Annotated in this window: 19 protein-coding genes; 10 read left to right on the top strand and 9 right to left on the bottom strand. The window is 62.7% G+C overall.

Annotation, left to right across the window (positions count from 1 at the left end; all coding sequences use genetic code 11):
- Window positions 1-3 precede the first annotated feature (3 nt).
- Window positions 4-945 (bottom strand): nucleoside hydrolase, encoded by a 942-nt coding sequence (locus NKJ94_RS12010; protein ID WP_352525187.1) that lies wholly within the window; start codon window positions 943-945, stop codon window positions 4-6.
- Between the two features lie 144 nt (window positions 946-1,089).
- On the opposite strand from NKJ94_RS12010, the gene NKJ94_RS12005 reads away from it, so the two are divergent.
- Both NKJ94_RS12005 and NKJ94_RS12000 read left to right on the top strand, forming a co-directional pair.
- Entirely contained in the window at window positions 1,090-1,515 is a 426-nt protein-coding gene (locus NKJ94_RS12005; protein ID WP_023718964.1) for an Hsp20 family protein, read from the top strand.
- Between the two features lie 63 nt (window positions 1,516-1,578).
- The gene (locus NKJ94_RS12000) at window positions 1,579-1,836 is read left to right on the top strand and encodes a BQ00720 family protein (protein WP_352525186.1); all 258 of its coding nucleotides are present in this window, start codon (window positions 1,579-1,581) and stop codon (window positions 1,834-1,836) included.
- 99 nt (window positions 1,837-1,935) lie between these two features.
- Here the strand turns inward: NKJ94_RS12000 and ptsN are convergent, their stop codons facing one another.
- From ptsN to lptC, 6 genes are all read right to left on the bottom strand, one after another.
- Window positions 1,936-2,400, bottom strand: a complete 465-nt coding sequence (gene ptsN, locus NKJ94_RS11995; protein ID WP_023718962.1) for a PTS IIA-like nitrogen regulatory protein PtsN — start codon at window positions 2,398-2,400, stop codon at window positions 1,936-1,938.
- Window positions 2,401-2,459: 59 nt separating this feature from the next.
- The gene (hpf, locus tag NKJ94_RS11990) at window positions 2,460-3,044 is read right to left on the bottom strand and encodes a ribosome hibernation-promoting factor, HPF/YfiA family (protein ID WP_352525184.1); all 585 of its coding nucleotides are present in this window, start codon (window positions 3,042-3,044) and stop codon (window positions 2,460-2,462) included.
- A gap of 291 nt (window positions 3,045-3,335) precedes the next feature.
- Window positions 3,336-4,862, bottom strand: a complete 1,527-nt coding sequence (gene rpoN / locus NKJ94_RS11985) for an RNA polymerase factor sigma-54 (RefSeq protein WP_352525182.1) — start codon at window positions 4,860-4,862, stop codon at window positions 3,336-3,338.
- A gap of 197 nt (window positions 4,863-5,059) precedes the next feature.
- The gene (gene lptB / locus NKJ94_RS11980) at window positions 5,060-5,878 is read right to left on the bottom strand and encodes an LPS export ABC transporter ATP-binding protein (protein ID WP_292664962.1); all 819 of its coding nucleotides are present in this window, start codon (window positions 5,876-5,878) and stop codon (window positions 5,060-5,062) included.
- Window positions 5,878-6,477, bottom strand: coding sequence for an LptA/OstA family protein (locus NKJ94_RS11975; RefSeq protein WP_352525180.1), 600 nt, complete (start codon window positions 6,475-6,477; stop codon window positions 5,878-5,880). Before NKJ94_RS11975 ends, lptB begins: the two co-directional genes overlap by 1 nt.
- On the bottom strand, window positions 6,464-7,177 hold the full coding sequence (lptC, locus tag NKJ94_RS11970; RefSeq protein ID WP_352525179.1) for an LPS export ABC transporter periplasmic protein LptC: 714 nt from the start codon (window positions 7,175-7,177) through the stop codon (window positions 6,464-6,466). Before lptC ends, NKJ94_RS11975 begins: the two co-directional genes overlap by 14 nt.
- 306 nt (window positions 7,178-7,483) lie before the next feature.
- On the opposite strand from lptC, the gene sppA reads away from it, so the two are divergent.
- From sppA to lhpI, 4 genes are all read left to right on the top strand, one after another.
- Window positions 7,484-8,440 (top strand): signal peptide peptidase SppA, encoded by a 957-nt coding sequence (gene sppA, locus NKJ94_RS11965; RefSeq protein WP_352525178.1) that lies wholly within the window; start codon window positions 7,484-7,486, stop codon window positions 8,438-8,440.
- Between the two features lie 70 nt (window positions 8,441-8,510).
- Window positions 8,511-8,795 (top strand): integration host factor subunit beta, encoded by a 285-nt coding sequence (locus NKJ94_RS11960; RefSeq protein ID WP_006200394.1) that lies wholly within the window; start codon window positions 8,511-8,513, stop codon window positions 8,793-8,795.
- A gap of 49 nt (window positions 8,796-8,844) precedes the next feature.
- Window positions 8,845-9,177: a LapA family protein gene (locus NKJ94_RS11955; RefSeq protein WP_352525177.1), complete on the top strand. Its 333-nt coding sequence runs from the start codon at window positions 8,845-8,847 to the stop codon at window positions 9,175-9,177.
- Window positions 9,178-9,229: 52 nt separating this feature from the next.
- Window positions 9,230-10,198 (top strand): bifunctional Delta(1)-pyrroline-2-carboxylate/Delta(1)-piperideine-2-carboxylate reductase, encoded by a 969-nt coding sequence (gene lhpI, locus NKJ94_RS11950; protein WP_352525176.1) that lies wholly within the window; start codon window positions 9,230-9,232, stop codon window positions 10,196-10,198.
- A gap of 105 nt (window positions 10,199-10,303) precedes the next feature.
- Here lhpI and NKJ94_RS11945 read toward each other — a convergent pair whose 3' ends face one another.
- Window positions 10,304-10,672, bottom strand: coding sequence for a VOC family protein (locus tag NKJ94_RS11945; protein ID WP_352525175.1), 369 nt, complete (start codon window positions 10,670-10,672; stop codon window positions 10,304-10,306).
- A 104-nt stretch (window positions 10,673-10,776) separates the two neighbouring features.
- The gene (locus NKJ94_RS11940) at window positions 10,777-11,460 is read right to left on the bottom strand and encodes a helix-turn-helix transcriptional regulator (protein ID WP_352525174.1); all 684 of its coding nucleotides are present in this window, start codon (window positions 11,458-11,460) and stop codon (window positions 10,777-10,779) included.
- A gap of 106 nt (window positions 11,461-11,566) precedes the next feature.
- On the opposite strand from NKJ94_RS11940, the gene NKJ94_RS11935 reads away from it, so the two are divergent.
- From NKJ94_RS11935 to lspA, 4 genes are all read left to right on the top strand, one after another.
- Window positions 11,567-12,052 carry an anthrone oxygenase family protein gene (locus NKJ94_RS11935; RefSeq protein WP_352525225.1) on the top strand — a complete coding sequence of 162 codons (486 nt, stop codon included), beginning with the start codon at window positions 11,567-11,569 and terminating at the stop codon, window positions 12,050-12,052.
- A gap of 89 nt (window positions 12,053-12,141) precedes the next feature.
- The gene (locus tag NKJ94_RS11930; RefSeq protein ID WP_352525173.1) at window positions 12,142-13,203 is read left to right on the top strand and encodes an RsmD family RNA methyltransferase; all 1,062 of its coding nucleotides are present in this window, start codon (window positions 12,142-12,144) and stop codon (window positions 13,201-13,203) included.
- Entirely contained in the window at window positions 13,204-14,067 is an 864-nt protein-coding gene (locus tag NKJ94_RS11925; protein WP_352525171.1) for a TrmH family RNA methyltransferase, read from the top strand. It begins immediately after the preceding gene.
- Window positions 14,068-14,093: 26 nt separating this feature from the next.
- Window positions 14,094-14,570, top strand: coding sequence for a signal peptidase II (gene lspA / locus NKJ94_RS11920; protein ID WP_352525223.1), 477 nt, complete (start codon window positions 14,094-14,096; stop codon window positions 14,568-14,570).
- The last annotated feature ends 47 nt before the right edge of the window (window positions 14,571-14,617 follow it).

Below are 14,617 nucleotides of genomic sequence, written 5' to 3'. Positions count from 1 at the left end.
CCCTTAAAGCCGCCCCAACCTTTCCAGCAGCAGCGCGAAAAACGCATCGTGGTCGATGTCGCGCATCACCATGGCGTTCTTCGGCCGCTTGGTCACCCCCCACCAGTCGATCACCGTCATGCCCATGGTGAGCTCCGAGGCCATTTCCACGCTGACATTGCAATTGCGGCCCTTGAACAGCTTCGGCTTCAACAGATAGGCGATCACGCAAGGATCGTGCAGCGGGCCGCCATCGGTGCCGTATTTCTCCTCGTCGAAGCGTTCGAAGAATTCCAGCATATCCGCCGTCGCCGTGCCGACCCTGGTGCCGAGCTTGCGGAAAGCCTTCGTGCGCTTGGCGGTGGTCAGCGCCTTATGGGTGACGTCGAGCGGCATCATGATGATCGGAATGCCCGATTTGAACACGACATCGGCGGCGTGCGGGTCGACATAGATGTTGAATTCGGCGGTCGGCGTGACATTGCCGCCCTCGAAGAAGCCGCCGCCCATCAGCACGATCTCCTTGATGCGCGGCGCGATCTTGGGCTCGCGGATCAGCGCCAGCGCAACATTGGTGAGCGGCCCGAGCGCGCAAAGCGTGATCGTTCCGCTCTCCTCGTTCATCAGCGTCTCGACGATGAAATCGACCGCATACTCGTCCTGCAGCTTCATCTTTGGTTCGGGCAGTTGCGGTCCGTTGAGGCCGGTCTTGCCATGCACTTCCTCAGCGGTGACGAGTTCGCGCGCCAGCGGCCGGATGGCGCCGGCATAGACCTTGACGTCCGGCCGACCGGCCAACTCGCAGATCTTGCGGGCGTTTTTTTCGGTAAGTTTCAGCGGCACGTTGCCGGCCACCGCGGTGATGCCGACGATCTCCAGCTCGGCGCTGCCGAGCGCCAGCAATATGGCGACGGCATCGTCCTGGCCGGGGTCCGTGTCGATGATGATCCTGCGGGATTGGGGCATTTCAATTCCTTGTTTTGGCAAGTCTTTTTGGGCGGGATGTGTGACGGCTTGAAGTCTGCCGGGCGGCGGACCATATCAAGACCATCGGGAAAAATGCCATCCGGGTTTTTCCACTTTATGTCGCTCTTGAGAGGACACTGTAACATGAGCCGAATGACGCCTTTTTCCAGCCCGCTTCTCCTCGGTTTCGATTCTATGGAAAAGACGCTGGAGCGCTTGGCTAAGTCAGGTGACAGCTATCCTCCCTACAACATCGAGCGCCTCAGCGGTGCCGACGGCAAGACCGAAAGGCTGCGTATCACGCTCGCCGTCGCCGGTTTCGCGGAAAGCGATCTCGATGTCTCCACGGAGGAGAACCAGTTGGTCGTGCGAGGCCGTCAGAACGACGACACCGAGCGCGAATTCCTCCACCGTGGCATCGCCGCGCGCCAGTTCCAGCGCTGTTTCGTGCTGGCCGACGGTATGCGGGTGATTGCGGCGGAATTGAAGAACGGCCTTTTGTCGATCGATCTCGATCGGCCGGAGTCCGAACGGCTGGTACGAAAAATAAACATATCGGTGAAAGACTGATTTTTGCCGATAGCTCTCATGCGGGATGGCCTTGAGCGGCGTCTCGCGGCAAGGAGGCTTGAAATGACCAGAACTGACGAAAATATCATCATGACCAGCGGCGAATTCGCCCATCTCGGCGAAGGTTCGGTCGCCTATCTCAGGAAAGTGTCGAGCGACGATCTGCGCGGGCGTTTCCCAGGCCTCGGCGAAATCGCGCCGGGCATGGAACTGTGGGCGCTGTTTGCCGCCAATGGCCAGCCGATCCTGCTTTCGGACGCTCGTGACCGGGCGCTGGCCGGCGCCATGGAAAACGACCTCGTCACCGTCGCCATTCATTAGGCGTTGAAGAGACGGGCGGTCTTCCGGCTGAAATGGATAGGGCCGCTCACGGCGGCCCCTGAAGGATTTCAGCCAGCGGTATCTTCAATCCCAATGCATCTAGGCGGCGTGCGAGGCCTGCGTGTCCGACAGCAGCGCGTGGATGGCCACGGCGTCGCGCGTGCCCCTGATCTTGGCAACCGTGTCGGCATCGCGCAGCACCCGCGCGATGCGCGACAGCGCCTTGAGGTGGTCGGCGCCGGCACCTTCGGGGGCCAGAAGCAGAAACACCAGGTCGACCGGCTGGTCATCGAGGGCCTCGAAATCGACCGGTGTCTCCAGCCGGGCAAAAACGCCGGCGATCCGCTTCACCCCGGCCAGTTTGCCATGCGGAATGGCGATGCCGTTGCCGACGCCGGTTGAACCCAGCCGCTCGCGCTGCAGGATGGTATCGAACACCTCCCGCTCCGGAATGCCGGAAATCGCCGCCGCCCTCTCAGACAGCAATTGCAGCAGCTGCTTTTTGGAGTTCGCCTTCAACGCCGGCATGATTGCCGGAACGTTGACGAGATCGCTCAGATCCATGCTTGAAATCCCTTGTTCGCCTGCCGTCGCCAGTCCTCACGCTCGCGTGCGGCTGGTTTTTACCCCTGCGCGACCTTGGCCGTAGACGGGTCGATCCAGCCGATATTCCCGTCCGGCCGGCGATAGACGATGTTGAGATGGTCGTTTCCGGCATTGCGGAAGACGAGGACCGGGCTGTCCTTGGTGTCGAGCTCGATCACGGCTGACGCTACCGACATGGTCCGCAGCGTCATGGTCGATTCGGCGACGATGGCCGGCGCGAAATTCTCCGGTATGTCTTCATCATCGTCGGCAAGCGGCGCCATCACCGTATAGGCGACGTCGGTGGGTTCGCCGTTGGCATTGCCTGAATTGTGCGACTTCAGCCGGCGCTTGTAGCGCCTGAGGCGGGTTTCCAGACGATCCGCCGCGGCATCGAAGGCAAGCGTCGGATCCTGGGCATCGCCGGTCGCCTGCAGCGAAGTGCCGGAATCCAGCCGGATCATGCAATCGGCCGTGTAGCGCGACCCCGATTTGACGACTACGATTTGCCCTGAAAAGCCCCGATCGAAATATTTCCCGATCACTTCCCCGACACGGTCGGTGATGCGCGTACGGAACGCATCGCCGATGTCCATGTGTTTTCCCGATATGCGCAGTGTCATCTGAAAACTGACCTTCCTTGCTCAGGCTTCAAACTGTCCCGAGTTTATACTCGTGGTCCGTGCGCACAAGCTTTTGCGGCGTCACTTGCGCCGATTTTAAATCCGAACTTTCCGGTTGATCACAAGCCGCCTTCTTGGCCGTCCCGTGGCCTACGTCGTGACGGACCATCTCTCGTGCGGGCATCAGCGAACTCAAATCCACTCGCCAGCCCGTCTCATGCGGGCGGGCTTCTAGCCACTTCGTTGCCGCTTGTCAATGAAAGGCGAAAGCTGTGGAAATTCCGCCGAAACTCAACGACCGGCGCTGGCCAAAGCGCGTTTTTCGCGCCGCCGTTGCACCGAAGAGGGTATGTTCATGCCTTCCCGGTATTTGGCAACCGTGCGCCTGGCGATGTCGACGCCGCTTTCCCGCAGCATGTCCACGATGGCATCGTCGGAAAGCACATCGACGGCTTTCTCCTCGTCGATCAGCTGCTTTATGCGATCGCGCACCGCTTCCGACGAATGCGCATCGCCGCCACCTGACGAAGCGATCGAGGCGGTGAAGAAATAGCGCAGCTCAAACACGCCGCGCGGCGTCAGCATGTATTTGTTTGCCGTGACCCGGCTGACCGTTGATTCGTGCATGCCGATGGCGTCCGCCACCGTGCGCAGGTTGAGCGGCTTTAGGTGCCGCACGCCGTGGACGAGAAAAGCGTCCTGCTGGCGCACGATCTCAGAGGCCACCTTGAGGATGGTCTTCGCCCGCTGGTCGAGACTGCGCGTCAGCCAGTTGGCGTTCTGCAGGCATTCGGCGAGGAAATCTTTTTCCGCCTGGTTTTTCGCATGTGGCGTGACCTGGGCGAAATAGATGTGATCGACCAGCACGCGCGGCAGCGTCTCGGCATTGAGCTCGACCGTCCAGCTGCCGTCATTGGCTGCGCGCACCTCGACGTCGGCCACGATCGCATCGCTGGCACCGCGCGAAAACGCCATTCCCGGCCGCGGGTCGAGCGCCCGGATTTCGGCTAGCATGTCGAGCAGATCCTCCTCGTCGACGCCGCAAATTCGCTTCAGCGTCTGGAAATCGCGCCGTGCCAGGAGTTCGAGATTGGCGATCAGCGCCTTCATCGCCGGATCGAGCCGGTCGCGCACGGCAAGCTGCAGCGACAGGCACTCGGCGAGGTCGCGGGCGAAGATGCCGGCAGGCTCGAATGTCTGGCAGATCGCCAGCGCCTTTGCCACCGCCGTGGCGTCCGTGCCGAGGCGGGCCGCGATCTCGGCCATATCCGCACGCATGTAGCCGGCCTCGTCGAGGCCATCGGCAAGCTCGCCGGCGATCAGGCGCGCCGCCGGATCGGCAAAGGCGAGCGCCACCTGCTCGCCGACATGGTCGCGCAGCGTGATGGCAGCCGCCGCCATATCTGCGACGTCGAAGCCGTCGGAGGAAGACGCCGAACTGTTGCCGGACGCCGATTTCCATTGCGCCGTCAGGTCGGGCCCGAGCCGCTCGCTCGTACCGGGATCGTCGGGAAACAGGTTTTCCAGCGACGTATCGAGCTTTTCCGAGATCGCCTCGGCGCTCCACGCCGTCTCCGCTTCGAACCAGTCGCCGCCGGCGGCCGATTCCGGTGCGGCGTCGCTCTTCTGCGCCTGGTCGCTGGCGGCGTCCTCCTGCGGTTCGGCGCGTTCCAGCAGGGGATTGCGTTCGATCTCGTCGTCGATGAAGCGTTCCAGCTCGAGGTGGGTGAACTGTAGCAGCCGGATCGACTGCATCAGCTGCGGCGTCATCACCAGCGACTGCGACTGTCGTAGCTGTAGTTTTGCCGCCAACGCCATGGTTCGGTTTCAAACGCCCCGTCTACGCACCCGCACTGCTGGAAAGAATTTTCCAGGCCAGCATAGAAACTGGCCCGGCTTTTGCTTGTCAAGACGAGGAGCGGCAAAACTCGCCTGCCAGCGCGATTTCAGGCAGAAAATTGAAGAAAAAGCTACTGGACTACGCCGGAAATCGCGTTCGAACCGGAAGTTCGCATTTAGAGCGTAAATCCCTCGCCGAGATAAAGCCGCCGCACATCGGCATTTGCGACCACTTCGTCGGCCCGGCCATGGGTCAACACCTGGCCGGCATGGATGATATAGGCGCGGTCGATCAGGCCAAGTGTCTCGCGGACATTATGGTCGGTGATGAGCACGCCGATGCCGCGTGCCGTCAGATGGCGCACGAGCTGCTGGATGTCGGCGACGGCGATCGGATCAATGCCGGCGAAAGGTTCGTCGAGCAGCATGTAGGCGGGGCGCGTGGCCAACGCGCGTGCGATTTCGAGGCGCCGCCGCTCACCGCCGGAGAGCGACAGCGACGGAGCCTTGCGCAGATGGCTGATGTGGAATTCCTCAAGCAATTCGTCGAGCAGGCGCTCACGCTCCTTGCGGCTCTTTTCGACCACTTCGAGCACGGCCCGGATGTTTTGCTCGACGTTCAGGCCGCGAAAAATCGATGCTTCCTGCGGCAAATAGCCGATGCCAAGACGGGCGCGGCGATACATCGGCATCGATGTGACGTCGAAACCGTCGATTTCGATGGTGCCTTCGTCAACCGGCACCAGGCCGGTCACCATGTAAAAACAGGTCGTCTTGCCGGCACCGTTGGGGCCGAGCAGCCCAACCGCCTCGCCGGCGCGCACGCCCAGCGTTACGCCGCTGACGACTTTGCGGCCCTTGTAACTTTTGGTCAGCCCCTTGGCGATCAAGGTTCCCTTGAACTTTGCCGCTTCAACGGTGACCCTGGCCGGTGCCGCAAGTTTGCTAGCGGCGCGCCCTGGAAGACGCGCCAGCAGCGACGATATGCCGGTCATCAGGGTTTCGCTGCTCCGGACTTCGCCGGCGGCGTGATCGACATCATGACACGGCCGCCGCAGGCGTCGACCTGGGCAAGGCCGCTCTTCATCTGCACGGTGAGCTTGCAGCCGACAAGCACGTTGTCGCCTTGCGAGAGCACGACCTTGCTGCCCGAAAGCACCAGCACTTCGGTCTTCATGTCGAAGGTGCCGCGGTCGCCGGTGGCAACCTGATTGTCCGATTTGATGTAGACCTTATCGTCGACCTCGAGATGGTCGATGTTGGCGGATCCGGTCATTGCCGCGGCACCCGCCGGCTGGGCGCCTTTGGCGGCGCCTGCATCCCTGACGTAATAGACCGTCATTTTGCCGGCCTTGAGCACAGTTGGACCCTGGACGACGTTGACGTTGCCCGTGAAGACGGCAACGCTTTCCGCTTGACGCACCTCGAGCTTGTCGCTTTCGATCTGGATCGGCTTGTCGCCCGACAGCCTGAGGCCGGACATTTGGCTGGTCGCCTTGGACTGCGCCAGCGACGGCGCCGTCCCCAAGGTCAGCCCCAAGGTTAGCAACGCCGAAATCGCAGCGAGGCGCCGTGCCGAACTACTGAACCACATTGGTCTCTCCGCTCTTTGCCTCTGCCGCCTTCAGGCTGGCGGGATCGATGTCGACGCGCACCTTGTTCTCGAAAACCAGGACCTTGCCATTGTCCTGGACCGACATCGAATCCGCCCTGATCCGCGACCCGCCGCGGCTGACGTCGACGGGCTCGCTTGTCTTCATAGTGCCTTCGCCGATGTCGAGATAGACCGATTTGAATTTTGCCACCACGCCATCCGTGGTCGACACCGTCACGTCGCTGGTCAGGCTGAGCGTGTTGCCGTCGCGATCATAGGTGCCGTGCGTGGCATCGATGGCGGCCGTGTTGTCGGCCGCAATCGGCAGCTTGGCCTTGATGCCTTCCAGGTCGATGATGCCTTGTTTGCTAACGTCCTGTATGGCGCGCAGGGCCGTCATCGAATAGGGCAGATTCTGCTTGGTGAAGCCGTTGAGTTTGGGATTGGCCATCACCAGCTTGCCATCGGCAAAGGCGCCGCCGTCGGCCTGCACCTCGATTGCAGCGGGGGCCATGAGATAGGAATAGACCGGAAACGCGACCGCGATCACGGCGGCGACCAGCGGCACGGCCAGCTTGAGAATCCGGACCCGGCGCGAATGACGCTGCGCAATGTCAAACGCGTCGACCCGCGCCCAGCCTGCGGCCTTGGGAGCCAACTCCGTCTCGGTGTTGGTCGGTTCGATTGGTCCCGCTAACATGACTGCTTCTTCTAAACCCCTGCCCGCCAGGCCGCCCTATAGGTGGGGTGCCGGCGCCCTCAAGCAAGCACAAGCCGAGGAAAACCGCAAAAATGTGACAACCGCCCCTGTACAACGAAAATGCCCCCGGCGCGCCTGTACCTCATACCAGATATGGGCGCAGAGTGTTAGAGCCTGTAAACGTGACAGGTTGAAGCGTGCCGCGAACGCCGAAGACGGCCTTTGGCGCAAGGCCGTCAGGAAACGGTAGCCGGGCGCGAATGGTTGCTTTAAAAGCATCTGCTCCCACCGACTACGAGGCTGACCATGGCATTGAGAGCCGACGACCTGATCGACCGCCGCCGCTTGCGCCGCAAGCTGACATTCTGGCGTGTTGCGGCGATTGTTGTCGCAGCAGCCGGGCTGATCGCCTTTTCCGCCTGGATTTATGGCGACGACTTCACTGGCGCGGCTGTCGACCACATTGCCAAGGTCAAGATCGAAGGTACCATCACCGAAGACGAAGAACTGATCAAGCGGCTGGAAGCCATCCGTCAGTCGCCGCGCGTCAAGGCTGTGATCCTGTCGATCGATTCACCCGGCGGCACCACCGTCGGTGGCGAGTCGATCTACGAGGAAGTGCGCAAGCTCGCCGCCGACAAGCCGGTGGTGGCCGAGGTCGGCACGCTCGCCGCGTCGGCGGGTTATATGATCGCCACCGCGGCCGACCATATTGTCGCACGCAAATCATCGATCGTCGGCTCGATCGGCGTGCTGATCCAGTACCCGGACGTCAGCGGCCTTATGGACAAGCTTGGCATTAAGCTGGAGGAGGTGAAATCCTCGCCCTTGAAGGCCTCGCCGTCTCCCTTCAAGCCGACCAATGATGATGAGCGCGCCATGGTCCGCAAGCTCATTCTCGACAGCTACGACTGGTTCGTCGGCATCGTCGCCGAACGCCGCAACATGACCAAACCGGAGGTGCTGGCGCTCGCCGACGGATCGATCTTCACCGGCCGGCAGGCGGTCACCAACAGATTGATCGACGCGGTCGGCGGCGAGGCCGAAGCGATTGACTGGCTTGCAGGCAAGGGTGTCGATGCCAAGCTCAAAGTGGTGGAATGGAAGGACACGGAAAAACGCAGCGGTTTCCTGTTCTCCAAGACGATGGCGCAGACCATCGGCGGTGCGCTTGGCCTGCCCGGCTATGGCGGCGACGTCCTTCACGAAATTGGAGCGGACCGCTTGTTTCTTGACGGTCTCGTTTCCGTCTGGCACCCTTGAGACGAGTGAAAAAAGCAAATAAAATCATTCTGATAATTTCGACGGCACTGCTTTCACGGGGAGCCTTTTCATGATCAAATCCGAACTTGTGCAGATCATCGCCACGCGCAACCCGCATCTTTTCCTGCGCGACGTCGAAAACATTGTCGGCGCCATCTTCGATGAAATCACCGACGCCCTTGCCGAGGGCAACCGGGTCGAGCTGCGCGGCTTCGGTGCGTTTTCGGTGAAAAACCGCCCTGCCCGCACCGGCCGCAATCCGCGCACCGGCGAATCCGTCGAGGTCGAGGAGAAATGGGTGCCGTTCTTCAAGACCGGCAAGGAATTGCGTGAAAGGCTGAACGGAGGCAAATAGGCGCGGCGCCCGCCGACCCGCTCCTGCCTTTTCTTCCGAACGGAAAAACATGTTCAATCGCTTCATCCTCATCGTGGTTTTCGTGCCGCTGGCCGTCATCCTGATTGCGCTGGCCGTCGCCAACCGCGAACCGGTGGCCTTCACGCTCGATCCGTTCAATCCCGGCAATCCGGCGCTGACGCTGACCTTGCCGCTCTTCATTTTCCTGTTCCTGGCGCTGGCCATCGGCATGATCGTCGGCAGCCTGGCGACCTGGATCAAGCAGGGTCGCTACCGCAAGCTGGCGCGCCAGCGCGGCGCCGAGGCTGAGAACCTGCGCCAGGCGGTCAGCCGCGCGCCCACCGCGGCGCAGGGCCCGGCCTTGCCGAAGCCGACGAACTGAGCCGCGGTTCGGGCCTGAAGCGCAGCTGGCCTATTTCTCCACGGAGCCTTCCATGCTGACCATTTCCGCCGCCGAGGTCGACCGTGCGCTGACCTTTTCCGGGCTGGTCGAGACGTTGCGCGCCGCTTTTCGCGACGGCGCTGTGCAGCCGATCAGGCACCATCACACGGTCGAGCGGCCCGATGGCGCCGCCTCGACGCTGCTTTTGATGCCGGCCTGGACCGACTTCAACGCAGCCGGCACCTCGGCCGATGGCCATATCGGCGTCAAGATTGTCACCGTGTCACCCGACAACAATGCCGTAGGCAAGCCTGCGGTGATGGGGCTTTACCTCTTGCTCGACGGCGCCACCGGCGAGCCGCAGGCCTTGATCGACGGCCAGCGGCTGACGCAGTGGCGCACGGCCTGTGCCTCGGCGCTGGCCGCCTCGTATCTGGCCCGCGAGGACGCCTCGCGGCTGCTGGTGGTCGGCGCCGGCGCGCTGTCGCCATTCCTTGCAAAGGCGCATTCGGCGGTGCGGCCGATCAAGAACATCCGCATCTGGAACCGCACGCCGGCCAATGCCGAAAAGCTCGCGGCAAAATTGCGTGCCGAGGGTTTTGCGGCCGAAGCAGCAGGCGATCTCGACGCCGAACTCGGCCAGGCCGATATCGTGTCGTCGGCGACCATCACCACCACGCCACTGATCAAGGGCGCACTCTTGAAGCCAGGAGCCCATGTCGATCTGGTTGGCGGCTTCACGCCGGCGATGCGCGAAAGCGACGACGACGCGATTGCACGCGCCCGCGTCTATGTCGACACCCGCGCTGGCGCCATCAAGGAAGCCGGCGATATCGTCCAGCCGCTGGCCTCCGGCGTGCTGAAACCGGAAGCCATCGTCGCAGACCTGCATGAACTGGCACGCGGCCAGAAAAAAGGTCGGCAGAGCGATGACGAGATCACGCTGTTCAAGTCGGTCGGTGCGGCCCTCGAGGACCTCGCCGCCGGCATTGCCGTGTATCGCGCAAGCGTAGGGCAGTAGGGCAGTAGGGCAGTAGGGCAGTAGGGAGCCGTACCAATCGTGCGGCTTCGTGCCAATCATATTTCCTATTCACCTACTGCCTTACTGCCTTACTAACCTACTGCCTTATTCCCTTTGCCAATAAACCCGCAGCCGGTGGTTATCCGGATCGAGCGCGACGAAGGTCCGGCCGAAATCCATGTCGGCCGGGCTCTGCAGGATTGTCAGGCCGCGGCCGGCCCACTCGGCATGGGTGGCGTCGACGGCTGCAGGCGTATCCAGCGCAAAGACGACCTCGGCGCCGCCACCTGCTGCCGCGGCGGCCGGCTCCACCGTGTGACGCGACCAGAGGCCGAGCTTGAAGCCGTTGTCGAGCACGAACAGCACGAAGGTCGGCGAGGTATCGACCGGCTCCCGCCCGAGCAGAGCGCTATAAAAGGCGCCGCTGTACTCAGGCTTGTCGACATAGAGGATGACGAAATTGGGCGGTGTCATGAATTGCTCTCCAGATGGTTTCGACTGGAGGAGCATAAGGCATCCCACTGCCAGATTCTGGCAGCAGCCTTTATTGCGGGCAGCCTTTAACCTGGGCAGCAGCCTTAGCTTGGCTTGTCGAGCGTCGCCCGCCATTCCCTCAGCAGCACCTGGCGACGGCGCGGATAGCGCATCTCGGTGGCGTTGAGGCCGGATATCCGATCGGCGCGAAAGTGTCTGAAGTCCTGGCGCATCTCGCACCACGCCGCGACGACGCGCACCTTGTCGAAGAAGCCGAGCGCAAATGGCCAGACGGTGCGCTCGGAGGCAGCGCCGCCGGCATCGCGATAGACAAAGCTCAGCTTGTGCTCCTCGCGGATGGCCTGCCGCACCACGCCGAGATCGATGCCTTCGATGACCTCGGTGCGCGATCCGACCAGCAGCGTCGAGGCATCGAGATCTTCACGCAAATCGTCCGGCAGCACCGCGGCGACCTTGGCCAGCGCGTCGGTGGCAGCGTTCGCAAGCCGCCAATCCGGCTGCTTGGCCACCCAGCGCGAACCGAGCACGATCGCCTCGATCTCCTCGTCGGTGAACATCAAGGGCGGCAGCATGAAGCCGGGCCTGAGCACATAACCCAATCCCGCCTCGCCCTCGATCCGCGCGCCCTGCCCCTGCAGCGCGGCAATATCGCGATAGAGCGTGCGGATCGACACGCCCATTTCGCCTGCAAGGCTGCGACCGCTGACCGGCCGGCGATGACGGCGCAGTATCTGGATCAGGTCGAGCAGGCGTTCAGCACGGGACATGAATCATAACCTGGTTTCAATCGACGATAGAGCCCCAGCACTTTCGGCGGCAAGCAACATGGTAGCGGACGGGAACATCTACGGCCTCGCTCCGTTGTTCGAACCTATGGAAATCCGCGGGTTCCTATTGTTCTGGTCGATTTTGACCACCACCGTCGCTGCGCTCAGCCTTGGGCCATCCTTCGCCCATGTGCTAGAATCGGTGCCGCGACTGACCAGATGGTCGCCTTCGCTTTGGCGTGAAACTACGGTCTTCAACGCTCAGTTCCAATTCTTCGCGACTATCGGCGCACCGCTGGACGTGGCGGCGATCGTCTGTCCGGGTCTACTCGCATGGATGCTGCGCGGCGACCGCCCGGCATTCTGGTGGGCGTTGGCCGCCACCATGCTTTACCTGATGGCCCTTGTGGCGTGGGTTGCGCTGGTCAAACCGGCAAACGATGTCCTGGCTACCTGGGTGCCCGGACCGATCCCGGACAATTTCGAAACTATCCGGAGCCGCTGGGAAACGGGCCATATGGTCGTCACCGGCTTCAAGGCCGCCGGTTTCATAGCGCTCGTCGTCGCCCTGCTTTCGATCCGGCGCGGCTGATCCTTTCGCAAATGCCGGCGGCCGCTTTGTTGCGCCGGTCAATGTGCTGTGGCAGAAGCGGCCGAGCCGCCGCCCGGAGATGCGCCTTCTTGAAACCTTTTCGCGACAAACGCCGCGACAGCCGCCCGCCCGCGAAGGGCGTGGCGGAGCAGCCGCGGCAGCGCGACGCCAATCGAACTGCTGGTCCGGAGACAAAACCGCAGGACCGGTCCGAGCCTAAAGCCGCGCCACGCCTGCTGTCGCGCCGCGACGGCGCGCTGCCTGCCGAACATTTGCCGCTGATCCTCGAAGTCGGTCCCAATCAGGACTACGCGCTGCTCGACAGCGGCGCCGGAGAAAAGCTCGAGCAATACGGCCCCTACCGCATCGTTCGGCCGGAGGGCCAGGCGATCTGGCAAAAGGCTTTGCCGGCCAGAGACTGGGAGCGCGCCGACGCCATTTTCACCGGCGATACCGACGAGGAAGGCATCGGCCGCTGGCGCTTTCCGAAGACACCGCTCGGCGAGACCTGGCCGATGAAGCATGACGGCATCGACTATCTCGGCCGCTTCACTTCGTTTCGCCATGTCGGCGTCTTTCCCGAGCAGGCCTCGCATTGGGACCACATGGCCGGGCTGATCGCGGCGGCAAAACGGCCGGTCAAGGTGCTGAACCTGTTCGGTTACACCGGCCTTGCTTCGCTCGTGGCGGCGCGTGCTGGCGCCGAGGTCACCCATGTCGATGCTTCCAAGAAAGCGATCGGCTGGGCCCGCGAAAACCAGGAGATGGCGGGCCTGTCGCAAAAGCCGATCCGCTGGATCGTCGACGATGCCGTGAAATTCGCCGAACGCGAGGAGCGCCGCGGCAACCGCTATGACATCATCCTGTTCGACCCGCCCGCCTATGGCCGCGGACCGAAGGGCGAGGTCTGGCAGCTATTCGAGGATCTGCCGGCGCTGACCGACATCTGCCGCGCCATCCTGACGCCGAAGCCGCTCGCCGTGGTGCTGACCGCCTATTCGATCCGCGCCTCCTTCTTCGCCATCCATGCCTTGCTGCGCGACACCTTCGCCGGCATGGGCGGCACGGTCGAATCGGGCGAGTTGATCATTCGCGAGAAATCCGCCGGCCGGGCGCTGTCGACCTCGCTGTTCTCGCGCTGGGTGGCCTGAATGAGTACATACGAACGGCACGCAGGCGCGCCAGGGCAGGTGAAGGAAGTCACCAGCCTCGCCAATCCGCTGATCAAGGACATCAAGGCGCTCGCCTTGAAGAAATTCCGCGACCAGCAGAATGCCTTCATGGCCGAAGGCCTGAAGCTGGTCATCGACGCGCTCGATCTCGGCTGGACGATCAGGACACTGGTCTTCGCCAAGGCCGCACGCGGCAATGCGGCGGTCGAAAAAGTCGCGGCGCGCACAGTTGCCGCCGGCGGCACCGTGCTTGAAGTTTCGGAAAAGGTGCTGGTCGCCATCACCCGCCGCGACAATCCGCAAATGGTCGTCGGCGTGTTCTCACAGAAATTCCTGCCGCTGAAGGACATCCGCGCCCAGGACGGCGACGTCTGGGTGGCGCTCGACCGCGTGCGCGACCCCGGCAATCTCGGCACCGTCATCCGCACAGTCGACGCCGTCGGCGCCACGGGTGTCATCCTGGTCGGCGAGACAACCGATCCTTTTTCGGTCGAGACGGTGCGCGCCACCATGGGTTCGATCTTCGCCGTGCCGGTCGCCAAGGCGACGCCTGAGGCTTTCCTCGCCTGGCGAAAGAGCTTTCCCGGCCTCGTCGCCGGCACACATCTTAAGGGTGCGGTCGATTACAGATCGGTCGATTTTTCAAAAGGTCCGGTGCTTTTGATGATGGGCAACGAGCAGCAAGGCCTGCCTGACGAGTTGGCTGCAAGCTGCGACAGATTGCTGCGGATACCGCAGGCCGGCCGCGCCGATTCGCTCAACCTGGCGGTGGCCACCGGCGTCATGCTGTTCGAGATCCGGCGCGGCGCGCTGAAGCTCGGCCCGGAGGAAGCCGGATCGTGACATCCCAAACCGTGAAACTGCAAACCATGAAGTCCTGGAGCCCCTACGCTCTTCTGGTCGTCGCCGCGATAGCGTTCGACCAGTGGCTGAAGTATCTGGTCGAGACCGGCCTTGCCTTTCAGCAAAGGCTCGATCTGTTGCCGTTCCTGGCACTGTACCGCACCTACAACACCGGCATCGCGTTTTCGCTGTTTTCGTCCTTTGGCGACACCGGCCTGGTGGTCGTCGCGGTCCTGGTGGTCGCTTTCGTGCTCTACCTCGCTGCCCGCACGCCGCCCGGCCACCTGCTTGCCCGCGTCGGTTTCGCGCTGATCGTTGGCGGTGCGCTCGGCAATCTGATCGACCGCGCTACCTATGGCCATGTCATCGACTATATCCTGTTCCATACGCCGGTCTGGTCCTTCGCCGTCTTCAACCTCGCCGACGCCTTCATTTCGGTCGGTGCCGTGCTGGTCGTCTTCGATGAACTCATTGGCTGGGGGCGCGGGACCTCGCACGATTGACCTCACTGGCTGGGCGCCACACACTTCAGAACCGAACGCCTCGAGGA

The organism is Mesorhizobium sp. M0060 (genome assembly GCF_040323155.1).
In the GTDB taxonomy this organism is placed as follows: Bacteria; Pseudomonadota; Alphaproteobacteria; order Rhizobiales; family Rhizobiaceae; genus Mesorhizobium.
The sequence above is the reverse complement of the archived record's forward strand: the minus strand, read 5'-3'. Positions and strand labels throughout refer to the sequence as shown.

Bases quoted from the DNA above. Each gene is read 5' to 3' on its own strand.
- NKJ94_RS12010 (WP_352525187.1), bottom strand. From the start codon at position 945: ATGCCCCAATCCCGCAGGATCATCATCGACACGGACCCCGGCCAGGAC.
- NKJ94_RS12005 (WP_023718964.1), top strand. From the start codon at position 1,090: ATGAGCCGAATGACGCCTTTTTCCAGCCCGCTTCTCCTCGGTTTCGAT.
- NKJ94_RS12000 (WP_352525186.1), top strand. From the start codon at position 1,579: ATGACCAGAACTGACGAAAATATCATCATGACCAGCGGCGAATTCGCC.
- ptsN (WP_023718962.1), bottom strand. From the start codon at position 2,400: ATGGATCTGAGCGATCTCGTCAACGTTCCGGCAATCATGCCGGCGTTG.
- hpf (WP_352525184.1), bottom strand. From the start codon at position 3,044: ATGACACTGCGCATATCGGGAAAACACATGGACATCGGCGATGCGTTC.
- rpoN (WP_352525182.1), bottom strand. From the start codon at position 4,862: ATGGCGTTGGCGGCAAAACTACAGCTACGACAGTCGCAGTCGCTGGTG.
- lptB (WP_292664962.1), bottom strand. From the start codon at position 5,878: ATGACCGGCATATCGTCGCTGCTGGCGCGTCTTCCAGGGCGCGCCGCT.
- NKJ94_RS11975 (WP_352525180.1), bottom strand. From the start codon at position 6,477: ATGTGGTTCAGTAGTTCGGCACGGCGCCTCGCTGCGATTTCGGCGTTG.
- lptC (WP_352525179.1), bottom strand. From the start codon at position 7,177: ATGTTAGCGGGACCAATCGAACCGACCAACACCGAGACGGAGTTGGCT.
- sppA (WP_352525178.1), top strand. From the start codon at position 7,484: ATGGCATTGAGAGCCGACGACCTGATCGACCGCCGCCGCTTGCGCCGC.
- NKJ94_RS11960 (WP_006200394.1), top strand. From the start codon at position 8,511: ATGATCAAATCCGAACTTGTGCAGATCATCGCCACGCGCAACCCGCAT.
- NKJ94_RS11955 (WP_352525177.1), top strand. From the start codon at position 8,845: ATGTTCAATCGCTTCATCCTCATCGTGGTTTTCGTGCCGCTGGCCGTC.
- lhpI (WP_352525176.1), top strand. From the start codon at position 9,230: ATGCTGACCATTTCCGCCGCCGAGGTCGACCGTGCGCTGACCTTTTCC.
- NKJ94_RS11945 (WP_352525175.1), bottom strand. From the start codon at position 10,672: ATGACACCGCCCAATTTCGTCATCCTCTATGTCGACAAGCCTGAGTAC.
- NKJ94_RS11940 (WP_352525174.1), bottom strand. From the start codon at position 11,460: ATGTCCCGTGCTGAACGCCTGCTCGACCTGATCCAGATACTGCGCCGT.
- NKJ94_RS11935 (WP_352525225.1), top strand. From the start codon at position 11,567: ATGGAAATCCGCGGGTTCCTATTGTTCTGGTCGATTTTGACCACCACC.
- NKJ94_RS11925 (WP_352525171.1), top strand. From the start codon at position 13,204: ATGAGTACATACGAACGGCACGCAGGCGCGCCAGGGCAGGTGAAGGAA.
- lspA (WP_352525223.1), top strand. From the start codon at position 14,094: ATGAAGTCCTGGAGCCCCTACGCTCTTCTGGTCGTCGCCGCGATAGCG.